General features: G+C 72.8%; 23 protein-coding genes and 1 riboswitch. Of the genes, 17 read left to right on the top strand and 6 right to left on the bottom strand.

The genetic code is table 11. From position 1 onward, the window contains the following. Positions 1-9: 9 nt before the first annotated feature. Positions 10-1,059 carry an NAD-dependent epimerase/dehydratase family protein gene (locus ABZ565_RS17255; protein ID WP_361026786.1) on the top strand — a complete coding sequence of 350 codons (1,050 nt, stop codon included), beginning with the start codon at positions 10-12 and terminating at the stop codon, positions 1,057-1,059. A gap of 19 nt (positions 1,060-1,078) precedes the next feature. Here the strand turns inward: ABZ565_RS17255 and ABZ565_RS17250 are convergent, their stop codons facing one another. Further along, complete coding sequence (locus ABZ565_RS17250; protein WP_361026783.1) at positions 1,079-1,363, bottom strand: type II toxin-antitoxin system Phd/YefM family antitoxin; 285 nt, start codon at positions 1,361-1,363, stop codon at positions 1,079-1,081. A 96-nt stretch (positions 1,364-1,459) separates the two neighbouring features. On the opposite strand from ABZ565_RS17250, the gene ABZ565_RS17245 reads away from it, so the two are divergent. From ABZ565_RS17245 to ABZ565_RS17235, 3 genes are all read left to right on the top strand, one after another. After that, positions 1,460-2,092, top strand: coding sequence for an ATP-dependent Clp protease proteolytic subunit (locus ABZ565_RS17245; protein WP_361026780.1), 633 nt, complete (start codon positions 1,460-1,462; stop codon positions 2,090-2,092). A gap of 7 nt (positions 2,093-2,099) precedes the next feature. Further along, on the top strand, positions 2,100-2,408 hold the full coding sequence (locus ABZ565_RS17240) for a hypothetical protein (RefSeq protein ID WP_361026777.1): 309 nt from the start codon (positions 2,100-2,102) through the stop codon (positions 2,406-2,408). A 305-nt stretch (positions 2,409-2,713) separates the two neighbouring features. Further along, a riboswitch (cyclic di-AMP (ydaO/yuaA leader) is annotated at positions 2,714-2,910 on the top strand. Between the two features lie 3 nt (positions 2,911-2,913). Beyond that, a complete protein-coding gene (locus ABZ565_RS17235; protein ID WP_361026774.1) occupies positions 2,914-3,387 on the top strand; it encodes a C40 family peptidase in 474 nt (157 codons plus the stop codon). A gap of 10 nt (positions 3,388-3,397) precedes the next feature. On the opposite strand, the gene ABZ565_RS17230 is transcribed toward ABZ565_RS17235, so the two are convergent. Beyond that, positions 3,398-3,829, bottom strand: a complete 432-nt coding sequence (locus ABZ565_RS17230) for an ATP-binding protein (RefSeq protein WP_361026771.1) — start codon at positions 3,827-3,829, stop codon at positions 3,398-3,400. Between the two features lie 203 nt (positions 3,830-4,032). On the opposite strand from ABZ565_RS17230, the gene ABZ565_RS17225 reads away from it, so the two are divergent. Beyond that, entirely contained in the window at positions 4,033-4,893 is an 861-nt protein-coding gene (locus ABZ565_RS17225) for a helix-turn-helix transcriptional regulator (protein WP_361026768.1), read from the top strand. Positions 4,894-4,918: 25 nt separating this feature from the next. Next, positions 4,919-5,116: a DUF397 domain-containing protein gene (locus ABZ565_RS17220; RefSeq protein WP_361026765.1), complete on the top strand. Its 198-nt coding sequence runs from the start codon at positions 4,919-4,921 to the stop codon at positions 5,114-5,116. A gap of 13 nt (positions 5,117-5,129) precedes the next feature. On the opposite strand, the gene ABZ565_RS17215 is transcribed toward ABZ565_RS17220, so the two are convergent. Continuing rightward, positions 5,130-6,272, bottom strand: a complete 1,143-nt coding sequence (locus ABZ565_RS17215; protein ID WP_361026762.1) for an 8-amino-7-oxononanoate synthase — start codon at positions 6,270-6,272, stop codon at positions 5,130-5,132. Positions 6,273-6,414: 142 nt separating this feature from the next. Between ABZ565_RS17215 and bioB the strand changes: the two genes are divergently transcribed. The 10 genes from bioB to mug all read left to right on the top strand — a co-directional run bounded on the left by bioB (position 6,415) and on the right by mug (position 17,428). Next, positions 6,415-7,629, top strand: coding sequence for a biotin synthase BioB (gene bioB / locus ABZ565_RS17210; RefSeq protein WP_361026760.1), 1,215 nt, complete (start codon positions 6,415-6,417; stop codon positions 7,627-7,629). Next, positions 7,622-8,926 carry an adenosylmethionine--8-amino-7-oxononanoate transaminase gene (locus tag ABZ565_RS17205; RefSeq protein WP_361026757.1) on the top strand — a complete coding sequence of 435 codons (1,305 nt, stop codon included), beginning with the start codon at positions 7,622-7,624 and terminating at the stop codon, positions 8,924-8,926. The genes bioB and ABZ565_RS17205 overlap by 8 nt, the downstream gene beginning before the upstream one ends. Positions 8,927-8,929: 3 nt before the next feature. Next, the gene (gene bioD / locus ABZ565_RS17200; protein ID WP_361026754.1) at positions 8,930-9,619 is read left to right on the top strand and encodes a dethiobiotin synthase; all 690 of its coding nucleotides are present in this window, start codon (positions 8,930-8,932) and stop codon (positions 9,617-9,619) included. Positions 9,620-10,029: 410 nt separating this feature from the next. After that, the gene (locus tag ABZ565_RS17195; protein ID WP_361026751.1) at positions 10,030-11,313 is read left to right on the top strand and encodes a cytochrome P450; all 1,284 of its coding nucleotides are present in this window, start codon (positions 10,030-10,032) and stop codon (positions 11,311-11,313) included. A gap of 64 nt (positions 11,314-11,377) precedes the next feature. Next, on the top strand, positions 11,378-11,818 hold the full coding sequence (locus tag ABZ565_RS17190) for a GNAT family N-acetyltransferase (protein ID WP_361026749.1): 441 nt from the start codon (positions 11,378-11,380) through the stop codon (positions 11,816-11,818). A 166-nt stretch (positions 11,819-11,984) separates the two neighbouring features. Continuing rightward, the gene (locus ABZ565_RS17185) at positions 11,985-13,322 is read left to right on the top strand and encodes a hemolysin family protein (RefSeq protein WP_361026746.1); all 1,338 of its coding nucleotides are present in this window, start codon (positions 11,985-11,987) and stop codon (positions 13,320-13,322) included. Further along, positions 13,319-14,338: a hemolysin family protein gene (locus tag ABZ565_RS17180; RefSeq protein ID WP_361026743.1), complete on the top strand. Its 1,020-nt coding sequence runs from the start codon at positions 13,319-13,321 to the stop codon at positions 14,336-14,338. Before ABZ565_RS17185 ends, ABZ565_RS17180 begins: the two co-directional genes overlap by 4 nt. A gap of 81 nt (positions 14,339-14,419) precedes the next feature. Further along, a complete protein-coding gene (locus ABZ565_RS17175; RefSeq protein WP_361026740.1) occupies positions 14,420-15,289 on the top strand; it encodes an SGNH/GDSL hydrolase family protein in 870 nt (289 codons plus the stop codon). A gap of 59 nt (positions 15,290-15,348) precedes the next feature. Further along, entirely contained in the window at positions 15,349-16,791 is a 1,443-nt protein-coding gene (purB, locus tag ABZ565_RS17170) for an adenylosuccinate lyase (protein ID WP_361026738.1), read from the top strand. 28 nt (positions 16,792-16,819) lie between these two features. Further along, on the top strand, positions 16,820-17,428 hold the full coding sequence (mug, locus tag ABZ565_RS17165; RefSeq protein WP_361026735.1) for a G/U mismatch-specific DNA glycosylase: 609 nt from the start codon (positions 16,820-16,822) through the stop codon (positions 17,426-17,428). Here mug and ABZ565_RS17160 read toward each other — a convergent pair. Further along, positions 17,362-17,796 (bottom strand): hypothetical protein, encoded by a 435-nt coding sequence (locus ABZ565_RS17160; RefSeq protein WP_361026732.1) that lies wholly within the window; start codon positions 17,794-17,796, stop codon positions 17,362-17,364. The two genes, mug and ABZ565_RS17160, sit on opposite strands and share 67 nt — an antisense overlap. A 281-nt stretch (positions 17,797-18,077) precedes the next feature. Here ABZ565_RS17160 and ABZ565_RS17155 point away from each other — a divergent pair, with 281 nt between their 5' ends. After that, positions 18,078-19,235, top strand: a complete 1,158-nt coding sequence (locus ABZ565_RS17155; protein WP_361026730.1) for an ROK family protein — start codon at positions 18,078-18,080, stop codon at positions 19,233-19,235. 37 nt (positions 19,236-19,272) lie between these two features. Here the strand turns inward: ABZ565_RS17155 and ABZ565_RS17150 are convergent, their stop codons facing one another. Both ABZ565_RS17150 and ABZ565_RS17145 read right to left on the bottom strand, forming a co-directional pair. Beyond that, positions 19,273-20,040, bottom strand: coding sequence for a GntR family transcriptional regulator (locus tag ABZ565_RS17150; RefSeq protein ID WP_361026727.1), 768 nt, complete (start codon positions 20,038-20,040; stop codon positions 19,273-19,275). A gap of 152 nt (positions 20,041-20,192) precedes the next feature. Further along, positions 20,193-21,164: a DMT family transporter gene (locus ABZ565_RS17145; RefSeq protein ID WP_361026724.1), complete on the bottom strand. Its 972-nt coding sequence runs from the start codon at positions 21,162-21,164 to the stop codon at positions 20,193-20,195. Positions 21,165-21,173: the final 9 nt, after the last annotated feature.

Raw genomic sequence — 21,173 nt, 5'->3', positions numbered from 1 at the left:
GTGCGAGCCATGAGCAAGGGACACGCATGGGTACTGGGAGCTACGGGACAGCTGGGGCGGGCCGCTGTGCGCGCGCTGGTGGAGGACGGCTGGGAGGTGACGGCGGCCTCGCGCGGCGGTGGCCGTGACGAGCGGTGGGACGGCGCGGTCCGGGCGGTGGCCCTGGACCGCGACGAGGAGGGCGCGCTCGCGACGGCGCTCGGCCCGGGATGCGACGTGCTGGTGGACATGGTGGCGTACGGGCGGCAGCACGCCGGCCAGCTGACCGGGCTCGCGGACCGGATCGGGTCGGCGGTGGTGATCTCCAGCGGCGCGGTGTACGAGGACGAGCGGGGCCGCAGTTTCGACACGCAGGGCGAATCCGACGGGTCGCCCCGCTATCCGGTGCCGATCCCGGAGTCGCTGCCCACCGTCGCGCCGGGCGAGACCACGTACTCCTCGCGCAAGATCCGGCTGGAGCGCGATCTCCTGGCGGCGGGCGAGGCACTGCCCACCACGCTGTTGCGGGCGGGCGCGGTGCACGGCCCGTACTGCCGCTCGCCGCGTGAGCTGTACTTCGTGAAGCGGGCGCTGGACGGCCGGACCCGGCGCGTGCTGGCTTACGGCGGAGCCTCGCGCTTCCACCCGGTCCACTCGGCGAACGTGGCCGAGCTGATCCGGCTGGCCGCCGCCCGGCCCGGGTCCCGGGTGCTGAACGCCGCCGATCCGCAGGCGCCGACGGTCGCGGAGATCGGCGAGGCGGTGGACGCGGTACTGGGCCGGACCACGGAGACGGTGCTGATGCCCGGTGCCCCGTCGCCGGAGCACGTCGGCACGACCCCCTGGAGCGCGCCGCACCCCATCGTCTACGACATGACGGCCGCCGAGCGGGAACTCGGCTACCGGCCGGTGACGGGCTACGTGGAGTCGCTGCCGGAGACCGTCGAGTGGATCGCCGGGCAGCTGGCCGGGCGGGACTGGCAGGACGCCTACCCGGCCATGGTGCGGGCGTACGGCACCTGGCTGTTCGACTACGCGGCGGAGGACGCCTGGCTGGAGGAGCACGCCCGGAAGGCATGACTCCCGGGCGGTGCGGCGGTCAGTCGTCCCGGCCGTGGTGGCCGCGGTGCTCGGCGGCGATGCCGAAGCGCTGCCGTTCGCCGGGAGCGGACGGGGTGGAGCCGAGCGAGGAGACCGAGCTGATCACGGGCTCCTGCTCCACCGCTTCCTCTTTCTCGAGTCGTTCGAGGTCAGCGGCCGACACGAGGGCGACGAGCGGTTTGCCGTGCCGCGTGACGACGACGCGCTCGCCGCCGTAGACGACGCGGTTGATCAGTTCGGCGAGTTCAGCCCGGGCTTGCGTCACCGGAATCTCGTGAGCCATGCTCCCATCATAACCTTCTGTACGTCCTGTACATTTTTTACGGAAGCGTGCGCGGGCACACCGCTGTGCCCGCGCTACCGGAGGAGAGGCACAGCCGTGTACCGTCCCGTCGCCCGTCACGTCCTGCCCGAGTTCACCGAGCGCACCTCCCAGGGGTCCCGGACCCTGGACCCGTACTCCAAGCTGCTCGCCGAGCGCGTGGTCTTCCTCGGCACGGCCCTGGACGAGACGGCCGCCAACGACCTGGTGGCCCAGCTGATGTACCTGGAGCACGACGCGCCGGACCGGCCCGTCTCGCTGTACATCAACTCGCCGGGCGGCTCGTTCGGTGCGATGACGACCCTGTACGACACGATGAACTTCCTCAGCTGCGAGGTGGAGACCTTCTGCCTGGGCCGGGCCGGGGCCGGAGCGGCGGTGCTGCTCGCCGCGGGCGCCCCGGGGAGGCGGCACATGCTCCCCGGCGCCAAGGTGGTCGTGAGCCAGCCCGCGCTGGACGAGCCGGTCCAGGGGCAGCCGTCCGACCTGGAGATCGAGGCGCGGGAACTGGCCCGGATGCGCGGGACGATGACCGGCATGCTGGCCCGGCACACGGGGCGCTCCGTCGAGCAGGTCACCGAGGACACCGAGCGCGACCTCGTGCTCGACGCGGAGGGCGCGCTCGCGTACGGGCTGGTCGACCACATCGTGCGGAGCCGGGTGCCGGCGCCGCCGCGCTCCGGGTGGTGAACCGCCGATGCAGCCACCGGAGTTCTCGCCGCTGCCCGCCCTGACCCGGGCCGAGTCCGAGTTCATCGACCGCTATCTCCATGTGCTCGACCAGGTGGGCCGGATCAACCCGGCTCACGGCCATGACACCTACGCGGCCCTGCGCGCGGCCCAGGCGCTCGCCTCGCACGCGGCGGAGCTGCGGGACGCCCTCGCGCTGATGCACCGGCGCGGCGAAACACGTATCCACGGCACCACGCTGACCCGCGCGCTGCGGGCGCTGGACGGCGAGCGGCGGGCGGCCCGGATCGCCCTGCCGCCCGCCCCGCCGGGCTGAGGCGCCGGAGGTCACCGACACGCCCGAGGGGCGCGCGGGATTTCCTCGCTCGTTCGGCGTAGGCGTTCCCTCTCACGAGCGACGGACCGATTTGCCTTTTCCTGATGCGCGTGGGGCGGATTGCTTCGCGACACCGCTGGTACGGCCGTGGCCGCCGGCGGCGGAGGGACCGCCGAACGGGTTCCGGCCCACCTGAACGGGCCATCCGCGGTGGTCTTCACCGATGGCTGTTCCGGCTCGGAAATCCGGCACGAGGTGAGTCAAGATCCCTGGGACGACAAGCCCCCGCCACCGCGACGGGGCGGTCCGGGCGGACGCCGAGTCCTGCCGCCGCCCGGATGACTGGTCGACAGGAGTGGATCGGCAGGAGTGGAGGACCCGAGCACTACGGGACCGCCGGATCTCCGGTTGTCCCTCGGGGTGAAGCCGCCGCGCGCGGCCGGGCAACTTCGCCAGCCCGAACCCGACAGGTCATCCTTCACAGGCGGCTGACGAAGGGTTGCGCATGAGTGCGCAGGTTCATGTCCCGTCTCTGCTCGCCCGGGCCACCACGGCCTCGGTCATGACACTCGCCGCCGTCGGCGGCACGCTGTGGGTCCCAGGAGCCGCGCCCGAGGCGCAGGCGGCCGGCCACGCGATGAAGGCCCTGAAGATCGCCGCGTCGAAGAAGGGGGCGCCCTACCGCTGGGGCGCCACCGGGCCCAGCAGCTTCGACTGTTCGGGACTGACGCTCTACTCGTTCAAGAAGGCCGGCAAGAGACTCCCCCGGACGGCCCAGCAGCAGTACAACAGGACCAGGCACATCTCGGCGTCCAAGCGGCAACGAGGTGACCTGGTCTTCTTCCATTCCGGGCGCAGCGTCTACCACGTGGGCATCTACGCCGGCAGCGGGAAGATCTGGCACTCGCCGAAGACCGGCGCCGTGGTCCGCCTCGAGAAGATCTGGACCCGGAGCGTCTACTACGGCCGGGTGGGCTGACCCGGCCGCCTCAGGGCTGGACGGGGACCTGCCACGGGAGCGCCACCCAGACGGTCTTGCCGCCGTCGGCGGTGGGGGTGACGGTCAGCCGGCCGCCGTACTCCTTGGCCAGCGAGCGGATGATGACCATGCCCCGGCCGTTGTCCTGCTGGACGGCGGCCGGCAGCCGCTGGGGCCGGCGGGGATGGCTGTCCGTGACGCCGACGCGCAGTTCCTCGTCGCGTTCGAGCCGCAGGTCGACGGTGAAGGTGGGTGACTGCCCGAACGTGTGCAGCACGGCGTTGGTGGCCAGCTCCGAGAGGATGAGGCGGACGGTGTCGGCGGCCTCCGCGTCCTCGGGCAGGCCCCATTCGGTCAGCACCCGGGCGACGAACCTCCGGGCCGTGGAGACCGAGACCGGCTCGCTCGGCAGGGTGACACGTGCTTCCTGATGGTCTGCCATGGCGAGCCGTCCCTTTCCCACCCGTTACCGGCCCGGCGAGCGGTCCGGTTGTGCTTGCGCCAGATTGCCACCGATGCTGCCCTCCGTGGCGGCGATCCACCAAGATATGCATATATCTGTCGCTCAAACCGGTGAACTCTCCCCACCCGGGCCCGCTCCGCGCCACACTGTCTGCTCGTCGGGCAGCGGGAGGGAGCCATCGGATGCAGCACGGCCCTGCGGTACGGCGCCGCAAGCTGGGAGAGGAGCTGCGGAGCCTGCGTCACGCGTCAGGTCTCACGAGCCGGGAGGCGGCGGCACTGCTCGGCTGGCACCAGTCGAAGGTGAGCAGGATCGAGACAGGTGTCAGCGGGGTGCGGCCGGATGACGTGAACCGGCTCCTCGACGCGTACGGCATGGACGATCCGAAGCTCCGCGAGGTCCTGGGCGCGCTCGCCGGTTCGGCGGGCGGGGGCGGCGCCGGGTGGTGGCACGCGTACCGGGGGCTCATCCCGCCCCAGTACCGCGACTTCATCAGTCTGGAGTCGCAGGCGCGCACCGCCCGCACGCTGGAGACCTCGGTGGTTCCGGGCCTGCTGCAGACGGCGGATTACGCACGCGCGGTGACCCGGGCGTCCCTGGACGGGCTGCCTTCCGGTCAGCTGGACTCACTGGTGGAAGTGCGGCTGACCCGGCAGGGGGTGCTGCGGAGCGATCCGCCGCTGCGGCTGAGCGCGGTCCTGGACGAGGCGGTGCTGCGCCGGGAGGTCGGTGGCCGAAGAGTGATGCGGGAACAGCTGCGCCATCTCGCCCGGGTGGCTCAACTTCCCCATGTGCGACTCCAGTTACTTCCGTTCTCGGTCGGCGGCTATGTGAGCCTCACCAGCCCTTTCGTTATCTTCTCCTTTCCGACCGCTTCCGACCTTGACGTGGTCGTTCTGGACCATTTGACGAGTAGCCTCTATCTGGAACGGAAAGAAGACCTTGCGGCGTACAGCTCGGCCTTCGAAACCCTTCAGACGCACGCGCTGTCGCCGGAGCACACGCTGGACCTGATCGCCGCGATCGACCGCGGCGACCGGTGACCCCCCACCGCCCGGAGGAAGCGTCATGTCCGATCACCTTGCCCGGCACGCGTTACGTTGGCGGAGCAGCAGCTACAGCACGGGGATGAACAACTGTGTGGAGACCGCGCCGTTCGGGAGCGGGCGGCTGCTGGCCGTGCGCGACTCGAAGGATGTGGCCAGGACGCCCCTGGAGTTCTCCGCCCCGGCCTGGACGTCCTTCGTCTCCGGCCTGAAACGCTGAGGCGGACCTCGCCTCAGCTCCGAGGTGCGGTCCGCCGCACCGTCTCCACCGCCCGCGCGATCTGCTCGTCCGTCAGGTCCGCGCGGGCGGTCAGCCGGAGCCGCGAGACGCCGTCGGGGACGGACGGCGGCCGGAAGCAGCCCACCGCCATCCCGGCCGTCCGGCAGTCGGCGGCCCAGCGCACGGCGGCGTCGGCCGAGGGCGCCCGGACCGAGACGACCGCCGCGTCGGGACGCACGGCGGTCAGACCGGCCGCCGTCAGCCCTTGGTACAGCGCGGTGGCGACCGTACGCGCCCTGAGTGCGCGCTCCGGTTCGCGGCGCAGCAGCCGCAGTCCGCCCAATGCGGCGCCGACGGCGGCCGGGGCGAGTCCGGTGTCGAAGATGAACGTCCGGGCGGTGTTGACCAGGTGGTCGACGACCCGGGCCGGTCCGAGGACCGCGCCGCCCTGGCTGCCCAGGGACTTGGACAGGGTGAGCGTGGCGACGACGTCCGCGTCGCCCGCGAGCCCCGCCGCGGCGAGCGCGCCCCGTCCGCCCTCGCCGAGCACCCCGAGTCCGTGCGCGTCGTCCACCAGGAGCGCGGCGCCCTCCGCCCGGCAGACGGCGGCCAGCGCGGCCAGCGGCGCGGCGTCGCCGTCCACGGAGAACACCGAGTCGGTGACGGCCAGCTTCCGGCCCGCGTGCCCGCGCAGCGTCTTGCGGACGGCCTCCGGGTCGGCGTGCGGGACGACGGCGGTCTCGGCCCGGGAGAGCCGGCAGCCGTCCACGATGGAGGCGTGGTTGCCCGCGTCCGACGCGATGAGGGCGCCGCGCCCGGTGAGCGCGGTGAGGGCCGCGAGGTTGGCGGCGTAACCGGAGGAGAGGACGAGCGCGGCCTCGAAGCCGCAGAACGCGGCGAGTTCGCGTTCGAGCTCGGCGTGCAGCGCGGTCGAGCCGGTGACCAGGCGGGAGCCGGTCGCCCCGCCGCCCCAGCGGCGCGCCGCGTCCGCCGCCGCGGAGGTCACCTCCGGGTGCCGGGTGAGGCCGAGGTAGTCGTTGCTCGCGAGGTCCAGCGGCTCCGCCCCGGCCTCGCGGGGCCGCAGCCGGCGGACGAGCCCCGCGTCCGCGCGCCGGCGCGCCTCGTCGTCGATCCAGTCGAACGGGGTGGCGGGCATGGGCGGTCCCTTTTGTAGGCAGCTCACAGACCCTAACCGGGCTCATGCCGAGACACGGTGTGGCGATGCACACACCCCGTGTCAGCTCTGTTGTCCGGTTCCTCCTTGGCTCCGGGCGGTGCGGTGCGTCAGGATCATCGCCATGGACCTCCTGAACACGCTGGTGGACAAGGGGCTGCGGCGCGAGCTGCCGACCCGTGAAGAAGCGCTCGCCGTACTGGCGACCCCGGACGACGAACTGCTCGACGTGGTGGCCGCGGCCGGCAAGGTGCGGCGTCAGTGGTTCGGGCGGCGGGTGAAACTGAACTATCTGGTGAATCTGAAGTCCGGGCTCTGCCCCGAGGACTGCTCGTACTGTTCGCAGCGGCTCGGCTCCAAGGCCGAGATCCTCAAGTACACCTGGCTGAAGCCGGAGGAGGCGTCGAAGGCGGCGGCGGCCGGGGTGGCCGGCGGCGCCAAGCGCGTGTGCCTGGTGGCCAGCGGCCGGGGCCCGACGGACCGGGACGTCGACCGGGTCTCGCAGACCATCGAGGCCATCAAGGAGCAGAACGACGGCGTCGAGGTGTGCGCCTGCCTCGGTCTGCTCTCCGAGGGACAGGCCGACCGGCTGCGTTCGGCGGGCGCCGACGCGTACAACCACAACCTCAACACGTCCGAGGGGACGTACGGGGAGATCACGACCACCCACACCTACGCCGACCGCGTCGACACGGTGCACCAGGCTCAGGCCGCCGGGCTCTCCGCGTGCTCGGGGCTGATCGCGGGGATGGGCGAGAGCGACGAGGACCTGGTCGACGTGGTCTTCTCGCTGCGCGAGCTGGACCCGGACTCGGTGCCGGTCAATTTCCTGATCCCGTTCGAGGGGACGCCGCTCGCCAAGGAGTGGAACCTGACGCCGCAGCGCTGTCTGCGGATCCTGGCGATGGTGCGGTTCGTCTGCCCGGACGTGGAGGTGCGGCTCGCGGGCGGGCGCGAGGTCCATCTGCGCTCGATGCAGCCGCTCGCCCTGCACCTGGTCAACTCCATCTTCCTGGGCGACTACCTGACCAGTGAGGGCCAGGCCGGGCAGGCGGATCTGGACATGATCGCGGACGCCGGTTTCGAGGTGGAGGGTGCGGGTACGACGACGCTCCCCCGGCACCGCGCGGACGCGGCGGCCGGCTGCGGTTCGCATGCCGCCGAGAGCTGCGGTTCGCACGCGGGCGGCTGCGGGCCGTGCGGCGGAGGCGCGGAGGCCGGAGCGGGGGAGCCCGTATCCGCCGTCGAGGCGCCGGAGGCCCCGGTACCGGGTGCCCGGACGGATCTGGTGGCGGTGCGCCGCCGTGGCGCGGGCACGGACCTCGCTCCCAATGCCTGAGCCGCTCTCCCCCGCCGCACTCCTGGAGCTGGACCGGGCGCACGTCTGGCACCCGTACGGTCCCATGCCGGGCCGGCAGGAACCGCTGGTCGTGGAGTCCGCGTCCGGGGTCCGGCTGCGGCTCGCCGAACCCGTCCACGGGCACGACGAGTTGGTCGACGGGATGTCCTCGTGGTGGTCGGCCGTACACGGCTACAACCACCCCGTGCTGAACGAGGCGGCGCGCGGCCAGCTGGACCGGATGAGCCATGTGATGTTCGGCGGGCTCACGCACGAGCCCGCCGTCCGGCTGGCGGCCCGGCTGGTGGAGATCACCCCGGAGCCGCTGCGCCACGTCTTCCTCGCCGACTCGGGCTCCGTGTCGGTCGAGGTCGCCGTGAAGATGTGCCTGCAGTACTGGCGCTCGGCCGGGCGGCCGGCCAAGAAGCGGCTGCTGACCTGGCGCGGCGGCTACCACGGGGACACCTGGCAGCCGATGTCGGTGTGCGACCCCGAGGGCGGGATGCACGAGCTGTGGTCCGGCGCCCTGCCCCGCCAGGTCTTCGCCGGTGAACCGCCCGCCGGTTACGACTCCGGGCCCGACCCCGCGTACGCGGCGCATCTGCGCGAGCTGATCGGACGGCACGCGGACGAACTGGCGGCCGTGATCGTGGAGCCGGTGGTCCAGGGGGCGGGCGGCATGCGCTTCCACTCCCCCGGTTATCTGCGCGTGCTGCGCGAGGCGTGCGACGCGTACGGTGTGCTGCTCGTGTTCGACGAGATCGCAACGGGCTTCGGCCGTACGGGAAGGCTCTTTGCCGCCGAGCACGCGGGGGTCTCCCCCGACGTGATGTGCGTGGGGAAGGCGCTGACCGGCGGCTATCTGACGATGGCGGCGACCCTGTGCACGAGCGAGGTCGCGGACGGCATCTCGCGCGGCGAGGTGCCCGTGCTCGCCCACGGTCCGACGTTCATGGGCAATCCGCTGGCCGCGTCGGTGGCCTGCGCCTCCATCGACCTGCTGCTCGGCCAGGACTGGCAGCAGGAGGTCAAGCGGATCGAGACCGGGCTGCACGAGGGCCTGGCGGAGGCGCGGACGCTGCCCGGGGTCCGCGATGTGCGGGTGCTCGGCGCCATCGGGGTCGTCCAGCTGGACCACGAGGTGGACATGGCGGCGGCGACCTCGGCGGCGGTGGGCGAGGGGGTGTGGCTGCGGCCGTTCCGGGACCTCGTCTACACCATGCCGCCGTACGTGACCGGTGACGACGATGTGGCACGGATCTGCCGCGCGGTGTGCGCTGCGGCGCGGGAGGGCTGAGGCATGAGCGTTCTGGTGGTGACCGGGACCGGTACGGAGATCGGCAAGACGATCGTGACGGCGGCCGTGGCGGCGGCCGCCGCGCACCGCCGCGTCGCCGTCCTCAAGCCGGCCCAGACCGGTCTGGAGCCGGGCGAGCCCGGTGACGTGGCGGAGGTGGCGCGACTGGCGGGCGCCCACGTCACGGCGGTCGAACTGGCCCGCTTCCCCGAGCCGTTGGCGCCCGCGACGGCCGCCCGCCGGGCCGGGATGGACCCGGTGCGCCCGTACGAGGTCGCCGAGGCCGCCGAGAAGCTGGCCGCCGACCACGACCTGGTCCTGGTCGAGGGCGCCGGAGGGCTGCTCGTACGGTTCGATGACGAGGGCGCGACCCTGGCGGACGCGGCCCGGCTGCTCACGGCCCCGGTCCTGGTGGTCGCCCCGGCCGGTCTGGGCACGCTGAACTCCACGGCCCTGACGGCGGAGGCGCTGCGGACCCGGCGGCTCGACTGCCTGGGGGTGGTCATCGGCAGCATGCCGGCCGCGCCCGATCTCGCGGCGCGCTGCAATGTGGCGGACCTCCCGGTGGCCGCCGGGGCTCCGGTGCTGGGCGTCGTCCCGGAGGGCGCCGGATCGCTCGCCCCGGCGGAATTCCGGGCGCGGGCGGCGAGTTGGCTGGCCGCACCGCTGGGCGGCTCCCGGCCGCTGGGCTGAGCCGCCGGTAAGGGGCGGAACGCGGACGAGCGTGGACTTCCCCGGGGACGCCCCGGGCCGCGTGGCGACACCCCGGGCCGCCTGGCGGAAATCCAAGCCCGTCCGGGCTGAACGTGCCGGACGGCGGAGGCACTGCCGGCGAAGAGCGAGGCCTTCGACGGGGCCGGGCGGCGGCCCGACGCGGCGGTGCCGCGCCAGCCGGTACGGGCTTCGCGGGCGTCCGGGAAATGCCCACGTGTCCCTTCAGCGTCACATCCCGGACGTATTCCGCACCCCGGCACCCCATCGGTCGAACACCTGGTCATAATTCCTGCTCAGGGCTCAGGTAGCCGAAGTCACCGCGGTCGGCCACGTCCTGGCGCCACAGGCGCGCCAACCGACCATTTCCCGCGACGACTCATGGAGTGACATTGAGTACGACGACGTTCCGTTCCCGCATCACGGCCCGGCTCGGGCGCGGCTACCTGGCCAGGATCCAGAAGCACGGATTCGGGTCGACCACGATGAAGCTGCTCCCGGAACAGCTGCTGATGCCGCTGCGCAGGGACGGGCTCGACCCCGTCCGGCGGCTCGCCGCGACCCGGGCGAGCGCACCGGTGACCCGGGTGGCGCTGCCGTTCGGCATGGACGCCTGGGTGGTCACCGGCTACGAGGAGTCGAAGGCCGTGCTCGGCTCCGCCGAGGGCTTCAGCACGGACTTCGCCCATCTGGCGGGCAACGCGGGCATAGCCGCCGAGCACAGCCCGGGCGGCCTGGGGTTCAGCGATCCGCCGGTGCACACGCGGCTGCGCCGCATCCTGACGCCGGAGTTCACGATGCGCCGGCTGCGCCGGCTGACGCCCAGGATCGACGCCATCGTCGCGGAGCGGCTGGACGCGATGGCGGCCGCGCCGGGGCCGGTCGATCTGGTGCACGCGTTCGCGCTGCCCGTGCCGTCGCTGACCATCTGCGAACTGCTCGGGGTGCCCTACGAGGACCGCGACGACTTCCAGAAGCTGGCCATGGACCGCTTCGACCTGTTCGCGGGGACCACCGCGCCCTTCGGCGCCATGTCGGCCTCGCTCGACTACTTCCGGGGCGTCGTGCGGGACCAGCGGCGGGCCCCGGGCGACGGCCTGCTCGGGATGATCGTGCGGGAGCACGGGGACAGCGTGGACGACGAGGAACTGGCGGGCCTCGCGGACGGGGTGCTCACCGGGGGCTTCGAGACGACCGCCAGCACGATCGCGCTCGGCGCCCTGGTGCTGCTGCGGAACCCCGGGGTGGCGGACCGGCTGCGCGCGGACGACGGTGTGACGGCGCCCTTCGTGGAGGAGGTGCTGCGCTATCTGTCGGCCGTGCAGATGGCCTTCCCCCGGTTCGCCCGCGAGGACATCGAGATCGCGGGGGTGGTGATCCCGCGCGGCGACATGGTGCTCTGCTCGCTGAGCGGCGCCAACCGCGACCCCGCGTACGTCACGGACGACGGGCGGTTCGACGTGGACCGGGTCACTCCGGCCGGGCATCTCGCCTTCGGGTACGGCATCCACCGCTGCATCGGCGCGGAGCTCGCGCGTATGGAACTGCGCTCCGCGTTCCCGGCCCTGGTCCGGCGCTTCCCCGCGATGCGGCTCGCCGTCCCGCCGCAGGACCTGGCCTTCCGCAAGCTGTCGATCGTGTACGGCGTCGACTCGCTGCCCGCACGGCTGCGCTGAGCCGTCCCCGTACCGGTGCGGAAAGCGCTCGCCCGGAAGAGCGGTCCTCTGATTGGCTCGTCCCATGAGTGATCTACCCATACGCCCCGCCGCCCCTTCGGACATCGACGCCGTGCTGCGTTTCTGGCGGACGGCGGCGGAGGGGACCAGCATCAGCGACGACCACGACGGAGTGGCCCGGCTCATCGAACGCGACCCGGGGGCGCTGCTCCTCGCGGAGCGGGAGGGGGTGCTCGTGGGGACCGTCATCGCGGGCTTCGACGGCTGGCGGTGCTCCGCCTACCGGCTGGCCGTCCATCCGGACCACCGCCGGCAGGGCATCGCGACCGCGCTCCTCGACGCGGCGGAGCAGCGCTTCGCCGAGCTGGGCGGGCGGCGGGCGGACGCCATGGTCCTGGAGGAGAACGAGCGGGCCCACCACACCTGGCAGGCGGCCGGCTACCACCGTGAGAACCACTGGCGGCGGTGGGTGAAGCCGCTCCGGCCGGGCACAGGGGGCAGGTGACCGGCCGCACCCGCGACTTTGCCGATCCTTTACTATGGGGAGGCAGTCCTGCCCCTTCCGACGAAAGGTGTGAACGTCCGCCCATGGGCGAGCCTCCCAGTACCAGAAGCCACCGACATCGCGCGGTCCGCCGGTCCCTGCACGATCATGGGACGGAGGTGAACCGATGACCGAAGTGCTTCTGCTGTTCGTTGCGGTACTGCTCTCGCTCGCCTGCGGCGCCTTCGTCGCGGCGGAGTTCTCCTTGACCACGGTGGAGCGCGGTCAGCTGGAGCGGGCCGTCGAGCAGGGTGAGCGCGGCGCCGCGAGCGCCATGAAGGCCGTGCGCAGCCTCACCTTCCAGCTGTCCGGGGCGCAGCTCGGCATCACCGTCACCAACCTGGTCGTCGGCATGCTCTCCGAGCCGTCCATCGCGAAGCTGATCCGGGGTCCGGTGGAGGCCGTCGGCCTGTCGCCCGGTGTGGCCTCGTCCGTCGCGCTCGTCATCGGCACGGCCCTGTCCACGGTGTTCTTGATGGTCGTCGGTGAGCTGGTCCCGAAGAACTGGGCCATCTCCTCGCCGCTCGCGGTCGCGAAGACGGTCGCCGCCCCGCAGCGGGCCTTCACGGCCGTCTTCCGGCCCTTCATCAGCCACCTCAACAACACCGCCAACCGGATCGTGCGCCGCTTCGGTCTCGAACCCGCCGAGGAACTGGCCACCGCCCGCAGCCCGCAGGAGCTGGTCGCGCTGGCCAGGCACTCCGCCAAGGAGGGCGCGCTGGAGGCGGACACCGCCGAGCTGTTCGTCCGCACCCTCAACCTCCCGGAGCTCACCGCCGAGAACGTGATGACCCCGCGCGTGCAGGTCACCGCCCTGGAGGTCAGCGCGACCGCCGAGGACGTCGCCAACGCGACCCGGGCCACCGGGCTCTCCCGCTTCCCCGTCTACCGGGGCAGCCTCGACACCGTCGTCGGCGTCGCCCACATCAAGGACGTGCTGGCGGTCCCGGCCGAGCAGCGGCCCCGCAAGCGGGTGTCCGAGATGCTGCGCGAGCCGGTGCTCGTCCCCGAGACACTGACCGTGGACCGGCTGCTCGACCGGCTGTCCGGCAAGCTCGCCATGGCGGTCGTGATCGACGAGTACGGCGGCACGGCGGGCGTCGTGACGCTGGAGGACATCGTGGAGGAGGTCGTCGGCGAGGTGCGCGACGAGCACGACCCGCACGAGACGCCGGACCTGGCCCCGGCCGGTGAGGACGCCGACGGGCGCGTCCTGTGGTCGGCGGACGGCGCCGCCCGCACGGACCAGCTGGAGACGATCGGGCTGCGGGTGCCGGACGGCCCGTACGAGACGCTGGCGGGCCTGATCGCCACGGAGATCGGCCGTATCCCGGCCGTGGGCGACTCGATCGAGCTGGCCGGCTGGCGCCTCGACGTGGTGGACGCCTCCGGGCGCCGCGCCGCCCGGGCGCTGCTGCACGCGCCGCTGACCGGTTCCCACCTGCCCTCGGAGGACGAGCGATGACCGCCGTACAGCTCTTCATCGGTCTGCTGACGCTGGTCGTGAACGCCTTCTTCGTCGGCGCGGAGTTCGCCCTCATCTCCGTGCGCCGCAGCCAGATCGAGCCGCAGGCCGAGCAGGGGAACCGGCGGGCGCGCAGCGTCATCTGGGGCCTCGAACACGTCTCGGCGCTGCTCGCGGCGGCGCAGCTCGGCATCACGCTGTGCACCCTGGTGCTCGGTATCGTCGCCGAGCCCGCGATCGCGCACCTGCTGGAACCCGTCTTCGACGCGGTGGGCGTGCCGCACGGTCTGGTCCACCCGGCCTCGTTCGTGATCGCCCTGGCGGTGGCGACCTATCTGCACATGCTGCTGGGCGAGATGGTCCCCAAGAACATCGCGCTGGCCGAGCCGGTGCGGTCCGCGCTGCTGCTCGGCCCGCCGCTGGTGGCGCTGGCCCGGGCGCTGCGCCCGGTGATCTTCGCGATCAACGCCTTCGCCAACGCCCTGCTGAAACTGTTGCGGGTGGAGACGAAGGACGAGGTCGAGGCGACGTTCTCGGACGACGAGCTGGCGCGCCTGGTGAAGGACGCCGGTGACGCCGGGCTGGTGGACGACCGGGCGGCCGAGCGCCTGCACCACGCGCTGGAGCTGGGCCGCCGGCCGGTACGGGACGTGGTGCTGCCGGTCGACCGGGTGATGTACATCCGGGTCGGGGCGACACCGGAGGAACTGGAGCGGCTGTCGTACGAGACGGGCTTCTCGCGCTTCCCGGTGATGGACGCGGAGCAGCGCATCCTCGGCTACCTCCATGTGAAGGACGCCCTGGACGTCACCCCGCGCGACATGCCGTTCCCGGTGTCCTCGATGCGGCCGATCGCCCGGGTGCGGGCGGCGACGCCGCTGGACGACGCGCTCACGGCGCTGCGGCGCAGCCGTACGCACCTGGCGGCGGTCCTGGACGAGGACGGCAGGCTCGCGGGCATGGTGACGATGGAGGACGTGCTCCGGGAGCTGGTGGGGCGGCCGCAGAGCCGCTGAGCCGGGGCGGTTCCGGGCCCCGGTCCGGAACCGCCCTTCGCCCGTCGGGGCCGTACGGCACCGCGATACGATCGCATCGCCATGGAAATCAATGCCTCATACACCAGTCTGGTCGCGGTCGGCGACTCGTTCACCGAGGGCATGTCGGACCTGCTGCCCGACGGTTCGTACCGGGGCTGGGCCGATGTGCTCGCCTCCCGGCTCGCCGCCCGCACACCGGGTTTCCGGTACGCCAATCTCGCGGTACGCGGCAAGCTCATCGGCCAGATCGTGGACGAGCAGGTGGAGGTGGCGGCCGCCATGCGGGCGGACGTGGTGACGCTGGTCGGCGGCCTCAACGACACCCTGCGCCCCAAGTGCGACATGGGGATGGTGCGCGGACGCCTCGAGGAGGCGGTGGAGCGCCTGGCGCCCTCCTGCGAGAAGCTGGTGCTGATGCGCAGCCCCGGCCGCAACGGCCCCGTGCTGGAGCGGTTCCGGCCGCGCATGGAGGAGCTGTTCGCGCTGGTGGACGAGCTGGCCGCACGGCACGACGCGGTGGTGGTCGACCTGTACGGCGCTCCGGCGCTGAGCGACCAGCGCATGTGGGACGTCGACCGGCTGCACCTGACCGCCGAGGGTCACCGCCGCGTCGCCGAAGCGGTTTGGCAGGCTCTCGGGCTGCCGCCGGAGAGCGACTGGCAGGCCCCCCTGCCCCACTCGGCCCCGGCGCGCTGGGCCGCCCGGCGGGTGGAGGACGTGCGCTTCGCCCGGCAGCACCTGCTCCCCTGGATCGGCCGCCGGCTCACGGGGCGCTCCTCGGGCGACGGGCGGGCCGGGGCCCAGTTCGACGCCGCGCTGGGGCGGGCCTTCTGGGTGACCCCGGAGGAGGACGGCTGGGCGGCTCCGGTGGCGACGTGGCGGCAGGTGGAGTCCGGTGAGCGGGAGGCGCGGGACGCGTCCGGTTCGTAGCAACGCACAAACCGGACCTCGGCGCTGAGCTGCACAAACCGCCAGTAGAATCCGTACACGTGACTGCTGTGTCTGCGAAGCCTCGCATCCCCAATGTCCTGGCCGGCCGCTACGCCTCCACGGAGCTGGCCGTCCTCTGGTCCCCCGAGCAGAAGGTGAAGCTGGAACGCCGGCTGTGGCTGGCGGTGCTGCGCGCCCAGAAGGACCTCGGGATCGAGGTGCCCGACGCCGCCCTCGCCGATTACGAGCGCGTCCTCGACCAGGTCGACCTGGCCTCGATCGCCGAGCGCGAGAAGGTCACCCGGCACGACGTGAAGGCCCGGATCGAGGAGTTCAACGCCCTCGCCGGCCACGAGCACGTCCACAAGGGCATGACCTCGCGCGACCTCACCGAGAACGTCGAGCAACTGCAGATCCGGCTCTCCCTGGAGCTGATGCGCGACCGCACCGTCGCCGTCCTGGCCCGCCTGGGCAAGCTGGCGGCCGAGTACCGCGAGCTGGTCGTCGCCGGGCGCTCCCACAACGTGGCCGCACAGGCCACCACCCTCGGCAAGCGCTTCGCGACCGCGGCCGACGAGCTGCTGGTGGCGTACGGCCGTCTCGAAGACCTGCTCGGCCGCTACCCGCTGCGCGGCATCAAGGGCCCCGTCGGCACCGCGCAGGACATGCTGGACCTGCTCGGCGGCGACGCCGGGAAGCTCGCGGAGCTCGAAGAGCGCATCGCCGGACACCTCGGCTTCGCGCACGCCTTCACCTCGGTCGGCCAGGTCTACCCCCGGTCGCTCGACTACGACGTGGTGACCGCGCTGGTCCAGCTGGCGGCGGCGCCCTCGTCAGTGGCGAAGACCATCCGGCTGATGGCCGGCCACGAGCTGGTCACCGAGGGCTTCAAGCCCGGCCAGGTCGGCTCGTCCGCGATGCCGCACAAGATGAACACCCGCTCCTGCGAGCGCGTCAACGGCCTGATGGTCATCCTGCGCGGCTACGCGTCGATGACCGGCGAGCTGGCGGGCGACCAGTGGAACGAGGGCGACGTCTCCTGCTCCGTGGTCCGCCGGGTGGCCCTGCCGGACGCGTTCTTCGCGTTCGACGGGCTGGTCGAGACGTTCCTGACGGTGCTGGACGAGTTCGGCGCGTTCCCGGCCGTCGTGGCCCGCGAGCTGGACCGCTACCTGCCGTTCCTCGCCACGACCAAGGTCCTGATGGGCGCGGTGCGCGCCGGCGTCGGCCGCGAGGTCGCCCACGAGGCCATCAAGGAGAACGCCGTCGCCTCCGCCCTCGCCATGCGCGAGCAGGGTACCGAGCGCAACGAGCTGCTGGACAAGCTCGCGGCCGACGAGCGCATCCCACTGGACCGCGCCCAGCTGGACGAGCTGATGGCCGACAAGCTCTCCTTCACCGGAGCGGCCAGCGACCAGGTCGCCGCCCTCGTCGCACGGATCGAGGAGATCACCAAGCAGCACCCCGAGGCCGCCGGCTACACGCCCGGCTCCATCCTCTGACGACGAACCGGCCGAACCCTCGCCGCCGATGACACCCGAAGAGCTCCAGGCCGCCCGCGACCGCGTCGTTCCCGACGTGGCCGCGGGCGGCCTGCGCGTCCTGTTCTGCGGGATCAACCCGAGCCTGACGACGGCGGCGACGGGGCACCACTTCGCCTTCCCCGGCAACCGCTTCTGGCCGGTGCTCCACCTGTCGGGCTTCACTCCGCGCCGGCTGGCCCCCGCCGAGCAGGCCGAACTGCTCGACCACGGGCTCGGCATCACCAACGTCGTCGCCTGGGCCACCGCCCGGGCCGACGAGCTGTCAGCCGAGGAGTTCCGCGAGGGCGGACGGATCCTGACCGCCAAGGTCGAGCGGCTGCGCCCGCGCTGGCTTGCCGTGGTGGGGATCACGGCCTACCGCACGGCGTTCGGGGAGCGCCGGGCCCGGATCGGGCCGCAGGAACGGACGGTCGGCGGGGCCCGGGTCTGGGCGCTGCCCAACCCCAGCGGCCTCAACGCGCACTGGACGGCCGCCACGATGGCCGAGGAGTACGCGCGGCTGCGCGCGGCCGTGGAGGCCGGGAGCTCTCAGGGCGGGTCGGTCTCCGTCACGACCACGCTCAGCTCGCAGCCGGAGCCGCCCTCCTCCAGATAGAGGGCCAGCGCTATCCAGCGCTCCTCTATGTACCAGAGGCGCAGGTACTCGCAGCCCGCGACGGTGTCCGCCCACGGCTGCGGTATCTCCTCGCCGGCGAGCATCCGCTCCTGGGCGCTGAAGAGGCTCACCAGCTGCGGCTCGCCCCAGCGGCTGCCGAGCAGGGTGACCAGCGCCTCATGGTCCGCGAGGCACTGGGCGCGGCGCTCCAGCCGTCCCGCCTCGTCGTCCTCCCAGGACTCGTCCACGTACAGGAACGCCGTGTGGTAACCAGGACCGCTGACTCCCGAACCCGACCGGACGCGTTCCCCGGGGAACTCCCGGGCGCGCATCCCGTCGATGAGGCGGAGGTGATGTGCGGTGGTCATGCCGTCAGTAAACCTCCCCCCACTGACAATCGGGGCTCCGCTCCGCACTTTGAGATGATTTCGGCCACCTCGTTCCGGCTGCGGCACCCTCAGTTGGTGCCCCGCGGACACCAACTGGGGGGCGCCCCGCAGAAGATGGGACCGGTCACCGACCCCGGGTCCACGGCAGCCGCGCCCGGCGTGCCGGACCCCTTCCTAACGGCTTCGCATCCCTCGGTCGCCTCCCCCCTGAGCAGCGAGTACGATCCGCCTGACATGCGCACTAGCTGGGAGGACACACCGTGGGCCGGCTGACCGGCGGGGACCCCTCGCTGCTGCGGCGGATCAATTCCGCGGTGGTACTGCACGCCCTCCGGGGCGCGTCCTCCTCGACCCTCACGGATCTGACCCGGATCACGGGCCTGTCCCGCCCGACGGTCGAGGGCGTCGTGGAAGGGCTCTTCGAGGCGGGCCTGGTCGTGGAGTGCGCTCCGGAAGGGGCCGAAACCCGCCGTCAGGGCCGTCCGGCCCGCCGCTTCCGCTTCCGCGCCGAGGCCGGGCACCTGCTGGGCATCGAGATCGGCCCGCACCGTGTCTCCGCGCTGCTCTCGGGGCTGGACGGGCGGATCATCGGTGCCGGCTCCCGCGAGGTGTCGGAGACCGCCGGTGCCGACGACCGGCTCGACCGGGTACGGGCCGTGGTCGCCGACGTCCTGCGCCGCACCGGCGTGGCCCGCAGCAGCCTGCGCGCGGTCGGCGTCGGCAGCCCGGGCATCGTGGAGGCCGACGGGACCGTGCGGCTGGGCACCGCGCTGCCGGACTGGACGGGCCTGGCCCTGGGCGAGCGGCTGCGGCGTTCCTTCCGCTGCCCGGTCCTCGTGGAGAACGACGCCAACGCCGCCGCCGTCGCCGAGCACTGGAAGGGCGCGGCCACGGAGTCCGACGACATCGTGTTCGTACTGGCGGGGCTGAGCCCGGGCGCCGGTTCCCTGATCGGCGGGCGGCTGCACCGCGGGTTCGGCGGCGCGGCCGGGGAGATCGGCGCGCTGCACCTGCTGGGCCGGGACGTGACGCCGGAGCACCTGCTGTCCACGACGGACACCCCGCTGGACCCGCTGGACGAGCACGCGGTGGCCGCGGTGTTCGCGAAGGCGCGGCACGGGGACGAGCAGGCGCGGGCCGCGGTGGAGCGGTTCATCCAGCGCCTGGTGCACGACGTGGCGGCGCTGGTGCTGGCGCTCGACCCCGAGCTGGTGGTGGTCGGGGGCTGGGCCGCGGGACTCGACGGGGTGCTGGACCCGCTGCGGGGCGAGCTGGCCCGCTACTGCCTGCGCCCGCCCCGGGTGTGCCTGTCGCTCCTCGGCGAGGCGGCGGTGGCGACCGGTGCGCTGCGGCTCGCGCTCGACCATGTCGAGGAGCAGCTGTTCGCCGTCGAGGGAACGGTGACGGCCCGCCGCTGAGCGCGACGGGCCGTGGGGGCGGGTTTGCTGTCCGGGCTCAGGAAGCCTGGCGCTCCTGGGCCGGGTGGCTGATCTCCAGGTCGCCCGCGTCGCCGAAGGTGAGCCGGCAGGTGTCGGCCCGGTACGTGGCGACCGAGACCGCCGCCGTGCCGCCCGCGGCGAGGTAGCGGGTGGTGACCACGAGGACGGGGGCGCCGGGGAGCCGGTCCAGCTCCTTGGCGTCGTCGGCGCGGGCGGAGCCCAGCTCGACGGAGCGGTCCTGGCCGTCGAGGCCGAGGCGGTGCAGTTCGCGGACGACGTTGCGGGCGCGGGCCGCGCCGGACGGGGCGTCTATCCCGGACAGCTCGGGCACGGAGGAGGACGGCACGTACAGCAGCTCGGCGGCGACCACCTGGCCGTGGCTGGTGCGGATGCGGCGCACGATGTGGACGGGCTCCTCGGCGCCGGCGTTCAGCGTCGCGGCGACGGCGGCCGGGGCGGGAGCGCTCTCGCAGTCCACCGGCTGCCAGGCCGTGTCGGCCCCGCCGTCGGCCCAGTCGTTGCGGGCGGTGGAGAGGGCCACGCCGACGCGGGGCGGGGCGACGGTGGTCCCGACGCCGCGGCGGCGGTGCAGCCTGCCTTCGAGTTCGAGCTGCTCCAGGGCCTGCCGGAGCGTGGCCCGGGCGACGCCGAACCGGGCGGCGAGCTCGCGCTCGTTGGGAAGGATCTCCCCCACCGCAAAGTCCGAGTCGAGTGCCTCACTGAGCACGGTCTTGAGGTGCCAGTACTTCGGCTCCTGCACCGTTTCCAGCTGCGTGGTCCCCACCCTGTCCTCCGCAATCGCCCAGCGGCTTATTCCGCGACGTTATTTATTAAAGGTTCCTGTCTTAACGTTGAGACCATAGGACGGCGCAACCCCTTGGTCAAGACCAATCCTGCGCCGGGGACCCTGTGAAGGGACGGTCCGCCGCACAGCGTTCACAGGACGTTCGCGGACCGGCGCACCGGGCGCGGCCCGACGTCCGCCTTCGGAGCGGGGGCTCCCACCTGCGCAGCGGTGCCTCCGCGCCGCCCCAGCACCCCCGAGCCGATCGCCACCCCGAGGCCGACGAGGCAGGACCCGGCGGCCTGGGCGAGACCGTACGAACCGGTGCCCACGAGCGGGGCGGTGAGCGCGGCGGAGACCGGAATGAGGCCGGAGAAGAGGGTGGCGCGCTCGGCGCCGATGCGCTGCATGCCCATGTACCAGCAGACGAAGCCGATGACCGTCACGACGGCCGCCTGCCAGATCAGCGCCAGCGCCTCGGCTCCGGTCGGCACGCGGAGGAAGCCGCCGCCGTCCAGCACCAGGCCCAGGAGGGTCGACTCGGCCGCCGCGACGGCGCACACCGTCGCGGACAGCAGCTTCGGGCCCAGCGGGCGCAGGACGGGGACCGCGATCACGGCGAAGCCCACCTCGCCGGCCAGCGCGCCGACCGAGCACAGGATCCCGCTCAGGTCGGTGCGCCCCCAGCCCTGGACCGTGAATGCCCCGGCGGCGACCAGCGCCGCCGCGTACAGCACGGGCCGGGTGGGCTTTCGCCCTTCCAGCATGGGTACGAGGACGGCGACGAGGATCGGGGCACAACCGACGAAGACGCCCGGAACGGCTGGTTCCGCGGAGCGTTCGGCGGCCAGGACGGCGAAGTTGAAGCCCACCATGCCGACGGCAGCGAGCAGCGCGAGGCGTGCCCACTGCCGTCCGGTGAGCAGGCGGAGCGCGGGGGCGGGGCGCGGCTCGCCGGGACGGTGGATCAGGGGCAGCAGGAGAAGCGCCGCGAGGCCGTAGCGGAGCGCCTGGCCGCCCGCGTAGGGGTAGTCGCCGAGGACGCTGTTGGCGGTGAAGGAGGCGCCGACGAGGACGCAGGCGAAGGCGGCGAGCAGGGCGCCGCGCAGAGAGGTCGCGTTCATGGGACCGAC

The organism is Streptomyces sp. NPDC016469, from assembly GCF_040632905.1.
Lineage (GTDB): Bacteria > Actinomycetota > Actinomycetes > Streptomycetales > Streptomycetaceae > Streptomyces.
The sequence above is the reverse complement of the archived record's forward strand: the minus strand, read 5'-3'. Positions and strand labels throughout refer to the sequence as shown.

Bases quoted from the DNA above. Each gene is read 5' to 3' on its own strand.
- ABZ565_RS17160 (WP_361026732.1), bottom strand. From the start codon at position 17,796: ATGACCACCGCACATCACCTCCGCCTCATCGACGGGATGCGCGCCCGG.
- ABZ565_RS17220 (WP_361026765.1), top strand. From the start codon at position 4,919: ATGTCCGATCACCTTGCCCGGCACGCGTTACGTTGGCGGAGCAGCAGC.
- ABZ565_RS17180 (WP_361026743.1), top strand. From the start codon at position 13,319: ATGACCGCCGTACAGCTCTTCATCGGTCTGCTGACGCTGGTCGTGAAC.
- ABZ565_RS17215 (WP_361026762.1), bottom strand. From the start codon at position 6,272: ATGCCCGCCACCCCGTTCGACTGGATCGACGACGAGGCGCGCCGGCGC.
- ABZ565_RS17225 (WP_361026768.1), top strand. From the start codon at position 4,033: ATGCAGCACGGCCCTGCGGTACGGCGCCGCAAGCTGGGAGAGGAGCTG.
- bioD (WP_361026754.1), top strand. From the start codon at position 8,930: ATGAGCGTTCTGGTGGTGACCGGGACCGGTACGGAGATCGGCAAGACG.
- mug (WP_361026735.1), top strand. From the start codon at position 16,820: ATGACACCCGAAGAGCTCCAGGCCGCCCGCGACCGCGTCGTTCCCGAC.
- ABZ565_RS17175 (WP_361026740.1), top strand. From the start codon at position 14,420: ATGGAAATCAATGCCTCATACACCAGTCTGGTCGCGGTCGGCGACTCG.
- ABZ565_RS17185 (WP_361026746.1), top strand. From the start codon at position 11,985: ATGACCGAAGTGCTTCTGCTGTTCGTTGCGGTACTGCTCTCGCTCGCC.
- ABZ565_RS17205 (WP_361026757.1), top strand. From the start codon at position 7,622: ATGCCTGAGCCGCTCTCCCCCGCCGCACTCCTGGAGCTGGACCGGGCG.
- ABZ565_RS17255 (WP_361026786.1), top strand. From the start codon at position 10: ATGAGCAAGGGACACGCATGGGTACTGGGAGCTACGGGACAGCTGGGG.
- ABZ565_RS17235 (WP_361026774.1), top strand. From the start codon at position 2,914: ATGAGTGCGCAGGTTCATGTCCCGTCTCTGCTCGCCCGGGCCACCACG.
- ABZ565_RS17250 (WP_361026783.1), bottom strand. From the start codon at position 1,363: ATGGCTCACGAGATTCCGGTGACGCAAGCCCGGGCTGAACTCGCCGAA.
- ABZ565_RS17230 (WP_361026771.1), bottom strand. From the start codon at position 3,829: ATGGCAGACCATCAGGAAGCACGTGTCACCCTGCCGAGCGAGCCGGTC.
- ABZ565_RS17145 (WP_361026724.1), bottom strand. From the start codon at position 21,164: ATGAACGCGACCTCTCTGCGCGGCGCCCTGCTCGCCGCCTTCGCCTGC.
- ABZ565_RS17190 (WP_361026749.1), top strand. From the start codon at position 11,378: ATGAGTGATCTACCCATACGCCCCGCCGCCCCTTCGGACATCGACGCC.
- bioB (WP_361026760.1), top strand. From the start codon at position 6,415: ATGGACCTCCTGAACACGCTGGTGGACAAGGGGCTGCGGCGCGAGCTG.
- ABZ565_RS17240 (WP_361026777.1), top strand. From the start codon at position 2,100: ATGCAGCCACCGGAGTTCTCGCCGCTGCCCGCCCTGACCCGGGCCGAG.